We start from the raw sequence: 5,469 nt of genomic DNA, 5'->3' as shown, positions 1-5,469 counted from the left end.
ATTATACATGATATCCTATAAGCAAATATTATCCAATCTCTGTTTCTGTCATATCCAGTACTCTTTAGAGGAGCCATCTGGGCTTTCCCGTAGGTGAGAGGGGGACTGAGCTATGGCGCAACTGCTCGAGAAGGTGGCCCGGGCTTATCACTTTTTCCTGCAGGCCGAGCAAGAAGGGCGGATTATTCAGGATAGCGAGATCCAGGCTGCAACTGGTTACACGCAGGGAACGACACGCACCTATATTCAGAAAAAGTGGTGGTGGTTTCTCTCTCTCTGCCCAGGTGGTGGTTATCGTGTTCAGGGATTACGCCCTTACTCCTTTGATGAATTCCTTGATCTCCACCGCCAGAAACGAGCGCCTTTTGAGAAGCATTCCCCACATGCCCGACCTGGAGAAAAGCTAGTGATCTTCTTTCCGCAGCATCTTGCTGCCTGGCTCCATTCCTGTGCCCTGCGGCAACGTCGAAGCGTTCAGGAATTGGTGATCGAGCTCATTGAGAGGGCCTTCAAGAGTGGGGAAGCTGACTAACGCCCTCGCGAGGAGCTGATCCCTGGGGGCCGGCAAGGAAGAGCAAGCCATCAGCTACGGACCCCAGTAGGGGGATACCAACCTGACAACTGATCGCTGGTCAGGCGCTACTAGACAGGCCTGAAAGCTGATCTTAGCCCCCGGCCTCGGCTTCGAGATAGACGAGCTATGACGATACCTCTCCAAGCTGAATAAAGGTCTGATCAGGCGGCCTGGCAGCCGGGCTGAGCCAAGTAAAAAGCGGCAGGTACTCAACCCACCGCTTTTCTGGCTTAATCTATCTGCATTACCTGCTGATCCGATCGTGCTCGATCAGCCAGCGGATAAAGTTAAGTCGACGGCTTTCCTCTAGAATCTCGCGATATTCGACTTGCTCATCGACATGGTCTCGCAGATAGAGAAGCCGCTTGGCTTCACTTTCTGTGAATCCCAGTGACAGCAGGCGTTCGAAGTCTGCGTTATCGGTCGCGTAGAGACGGTCCGGCATGATAACGGCGCTCCCTCTATTCTGGACTACCAACGGATTGAGCAAGCGTCTCCTGTTATCGCTCTGCTTAATTAGAGAGACGCTTGAAACCGTTCACAGGATACAACATCTTTTCGCCCTTCCAATATTTCTCTGGTGGCGTTTTGGAAGCGGCAATCAAGAGGTGGTGATCCTGTCTTTCCCCCATATCCTGCCTGATTGACTGCGTTAGCCTGGTCGGAGCGACCAGGAGGCTCGGGTAAGGTCATTGCCCAAGGGCCACTCAGCAGACAGGGAGGGCATAGCGGTTTCTTCACGTCTCCGACCCTTGCAGTTGTTCCCTTTAGTATAGACGAATTATATCCCCAGAAAGTAAACCCTTCAAGAGGGTGACAACTGCTGTCCCAGCAGAAGAAGGCGAGCAGCCCGCTCGCTGGCATCGGCCAGCAAAGAGGCGGCCTGGGTCATCGCCTCCTGGAGCGAGAGAGGAGCCGGGAGCAAAGTCATGACAGCCTTAACCCCCAGGGAATAGACCACTTGGTACTCCTCTCCCAAGCTGCCAGCCAGAGCCAGTACAGGGATGCCACAGCGCTGGGCCAAAGAAGCCACAGCGCCGACGCTCTTACCATAAGCCGTCTGGCGATCAATTTGTCCTTCTGCTGTAATGAGCAGGCTGGCCCCCCGCAATCGCTCTGGCAAACCCACGGCTTCCAGCACGAGATCGGCGCCTGAGCGGAGAGTAGCCTCAAGAAAAGCCAATAGACCGGCGCCCAATCCTCCAGCGGCGCCAGCGCCGGGGATGTCGCGCACGGCGCGGCCCAGGTCGCGTTGAATGATCTCGGCATAGTGCTCTAGAGCGGCATCAAGTTGGGCAATCATAGCGGGTGTGGCCCCTTTCTGGGGGCCGTAGACCGCTGAGGCCCCCTGTGGCCCACAGAGCGGATTAGTCACATCGCAGGCGACCTCGATGCGGCTCTCGCGCAGACGTGGATCAAGCTCATCGAGGACAATGCGTGCCAGATGCGCCAGCGCGGCCCCCCCAAAAGGCAGCTCCTGCCCTTCCGCATCGAGCAGATGGGCCCCGAGAGCCTGAGCCATACCAGCCCCGCCGTCATTCGTGGCACTGCCACCAATACCGATGATCAAATGACGGCAACCGTGATCCAGAGCGGCTCGAATCAACTCACCTACGCCGTAGGTTGTTGTCAGACGAGGATCGCGCCGTTCCGGGGGAACCAGCGGCAAACCGGCGCAGGCGGCCATCTCAATCACCGCAGTCTGGCCATCTCCAAGCAGCCCGAATGTTGCCTCCACCGGCTCACCTAGGGGGCCCGTAACCTCTTGACGTAGCAACTGACCGCCTGTTGCACTGACCAGCGCCTCAACCGTACCTTCTCCTCCGTCGGCGATGGGAACAAGATCTAACTCGGCAGTTGGCAAGACCATCTGAAGGCCGCGGGCAATAGCGCGAGCAGCTTCAGGAGCTGTCAGGCTGCCCTTAAGTGCCTGGGGGGCAATCACAATGCGCATGACTGGCTACCTTCCTCTCTCGACCTCGTCTCGGCCTTCCTTTGTCGGCCTACCCTACCAGGTGCAGGGTAATTGCAGAGCGTGACGCAAGCGGCGCTCATATTCGCGTCGAGGAATTTCACTCGCTCCAAGGCTTGCCAGATGGGGGGTCAGGAACTGGACATCATGGAGCACATAGCCGCGACTTTTAAGATGCTCGACCAGGGCCACCAGGCAGACTTTCGAGGCATCAGTTGCCCAGGAGAACATGCTTTCACCCATAAACGCCCCTCCAAGGGCAACCCCATAGAGGCCACCCACAAGCTGACCAGCGTGCCAGGCCTCAACGCTGTGCGCCAGACCGAGATGATGCAGTTTCGTATAGGTCTCAATGAACGTCTCGCTGATCCATGTCTCCTCACGGGCTGCACAAGCGCGCATCACCTCTGTAAAGGCAGTATCCATGCGAATCTCATAGAGGCCTTTGCGTAGCGTGGAACGGAGCGAACGAGAGATATGGAGCCGCTCGTGTTCAAGAATAGCGCGGGGATCTGGGGCATACCAATGGATACGTCCCTGAGAATCAGCCATAGGGAAGATCCCTTGTGTATAGGCATAGAGCACGGTTGTAACATCAAGCTGGTCCGCCATCTGGCTTGCCTCCACGCTGAAACGCGAGCTGCATCGCTTCATCGATCTCAGCCTCTTGTTCCTGTCGTGTATTGTAACATAGCAAGCGCATCGGCCTCTAGCAGGGCACATTATCCCAGTTATTGGCCCTCTCCAAGCTGGTCCGGGCCGCCTACAGCAAGGCAACTACCAGCAGGAAGGCATAGTTTATCTAGGCCCTTGGCGAGGGAGACGTTTCATCCCCAGGAGCGGGCGAAGCTATGCGCTCCTCAGTTGCGCGCTAGGGTTCTTCGCTGATATCATCCTGGCTCCGCTCCCCGAGCCAGGGCAGGAAGTTCCCCCTCTGCTACGTGGCCCTTGACCCTGCTGACTGCCCCAGCGACAGACGTTTTCCCACCCCTTAGTCTAGACGGGCTTACTGCATACGCTGCAGCAAGGCCAGGAAATTAGGAGAACCCCAGCCGGTCACGTAGTCCCAACCCGGGGTAGCATTGTAAACGCCGTTATTGCCGCGCAGAATATCACTGAAAGGGGCTGGGCTCCCCGGCTGAGTAGCGAGTCGATAGAGCGTAGGAACTCCCCCGAAGAGAGGTTGATGCTGTTGCCGTAGTCCCTGATTAACGAGAGCCAGACCCGCTGCCCAGATTGGAGCGGCGGCACTCGTGCCGCCCACGCGCACCCAATGTCCATTCCAGAAAATGCAGATATTATCGGCAGCAGCGGCAACGTCTGGGACCTGACGCAGACCATTAGGTGCTTGCAGTGGCTCCAGATTAGGGGTCAGAATGTGACCCGCCTGACCATTATAAGGGGTATTCACACCAGGCCCGACTTGCCAGTAAGGGCGCTTAAAGAGAGCCGTTTGTGAGACACCGCCTCCGCTGCCCCAATTGTTCATGCAGACAAGGCCAGGATGCTGGGCCGGACCCCAGCCGGTTTCGCTCTGCCGCCGGTTCTGCCGATCCACTGTGAGCGTAGTGCCCCCTACGGCAATGGCAAACGGAGCATTAGCAGGGGCTGAGACCACGGCGATATTGGGGATGCGCTCCGTAAAAGCACCGCAATCCCCGCTACTGATCAGCACCGAGATGCCTTCGGCTGCCATAATGCGCAGCATTTGATTAAGGCTGGCCTGCTCATTAGTGCTCAATTGATCTTCTGCTGCTCCATAGCTCACACTGAAGACCTGTACTCGATGCTCGGCTGCCACGCGCTGGAAGACTGCTAACATGGCTTGAATAGTGGCTTTTGAGGCCTGGTAGACCACAATCTGCGCCTGGGGAGCCAGGCCGGCAGCCAGCTCGATATCAAGGGCGGCCTCTCCCTGGCCTGGGCCGTGGGGGGTATGACCCTGAACATCGACGACCTGGATACGTGGAGCGGGCACTCCGGCACAAGCGGCATAGGTTGATATATCACGCAGATCAAATGGCTCATTGAATTCCGCGATGCCAATAGCTAGACCCTGGCCTTGCAAACCACGCTGATAAAGCTGAGTAAACTGGTAAGCGCCTGCTAGCTGAGCCCGAGTCAGGCTTTGTCTCGCTCCATACTTAGAGCAATCTACCGCTCCCTTGGCTCCCGGCAGGGCCGAGCCGAGTGGCTCAAAGAACGACCAGGGGCGTGGGATTGCAAAGGTGCTCAGACCAATGATTGACTGCACCAGAGAAGCAATCTGGGGAGGAAGAGAGGGTAGATCAGTGGGAAGATAGAAGCGATTCCCGTTCAGCTCATACTCCCGTAGCTGAAGATGGAGGCTGCGCTCAATCGTCGCCACCGTGGCAGTGACCTCTAGCTGAGTTGCTAGTGGGTCAACAGCTCCTACCTGGTAGCCTTGATCTACCAGCCACTGTTTGACAAGCGTGATCTGCTGCTCATCTGGGCCGAAACTCTGGCGAATCTGCTGGGGGGTTAGATAACGCTCGTAGAGAGGCGAGCCAGGGGTGTAGATTTGCTGGAGAGTGCGGTCGAGCGCATCATGATTGTAGATAAGAGTAAAGGTCAAGGAGAGCGTCAGATTGGCTGGTAATGGCTGGCCTGCCGAAAGCTGACGCAGAGAGGGTAGATCAAGGATCTGATGGCCAGGGGGCAAAGGACGAGGCGCCTGCCTCGGGATGGTCACAGTAGGGGTGAGGCTTGGGCGCTGTTGAGCAGCACCCTGACCAGCAAGGAGGTCACAGCCACCAAGGAGAGAGAGGACTATTATAATCGTCAGCCAAGTAAGAAGCAGGCTTGTTACGGTCGGTGCTGGAGCAATGGCACGTAACCTAGAAACCTTCTTCATTGGCTTCTGCCCCTTTTTCTAGAAAGAAATTGATTCATGAAGTAGCAT

Annotated in this window: 5 protein-coding genes; 1 reads left to right on the top strand and 4 read right to left on the bottom strand. The window is 56.8% G+C overall.

Features of this window, described 5'->3' with window-relative positions:
• Positions 1–112: 112 nt before the first annotated feature.
• A complete protein-coding gene (locus tag IRZ24_RS16265) occupies positions 113–532 on the top strand; it encodes a hypothetical protein (protein ID WP_297166363.1) in 420 nt (139 codons plus the stop codon).
• Between the two features lie 286 nt (positions 533–818).
• On the opposite strand, the gene IRZ24_RS16260 is transcribed toward IRZ24_RS16265, so the two are convergent.
• The 4 genes from IRZ24_RS16260 to IRZ24_RS16245 all read right to left on the bottom strand — a co-directional run bounded on the left by IRZ24_RS16260 (position 819) and on the right by IRZ24_RS16245 (position 5,421).
• The gene (locus IRZ24_RS16260; protein WP_052888571.1) at positions 819–1,019 is read right to left on the bottom strand and encodes a hypothetical protein; all 201 of its coding nucleotides are present in this window, start codon (positions 1,017–1,019) and stop codon (positions 819–821) included.
• Between the two features lie 360 nt (positions 1,020–1,379).
• Positions 1,380–2,528 carry a glycerate kinase gene (locus tag IRZ24_RS16255; RefSeq protein WP_297166360.1) on the bottom strand — a complete coding sequence of 383 codons (1,149 nt, stop codon included), beginning with the start codon at positions 2,526–2,528 and terminating at the stop codon, positions 1,380–1,382.
• 54 nt (positions 2,529–2,582) lie between these two features.
• Positions 2,583–3,158: a leucyl/phenylalanyl-tRNA--protein transferase gene (aat, locus tag IRZ24_RS16250; RefSeq protein ID WP_297166357.1), complete on the bottom strand. Its 576-nt coding sequence runs from the start codon at positions 3,156–3,158 to the stop codon at positions 2,583–2,585.
• 394 nt (positions 3,159–3,552) lie between these two features.
• On the bottom strand, positions 3,553–5,421 hold the full coding sequence (locus tag IRZ24_RS16245; RefSeq protein ID WP_297166354.1) for a S53 family peptidase: 1,869 nt from the start codon (positions 5,419–5,421) through the stop codon (positions 3,553–3,555).
• Between the last annotated feature and the right edge of the window lie 48 nt (positions 5,422–5,469).

Source organism: Thermogemmatispora sp. (assembly GCF_019683755.1).
In the GTDB taxonomy this organism is placed as follows: Bacteria; Chloroflexota; Ktedonobacteria; order Ktedonobacterales; family Ktedonobacteraceae; genus Thermogemmatispora.
This window is presented reverse-complemented; position numbering and strand designations above follow the sequence as displayed.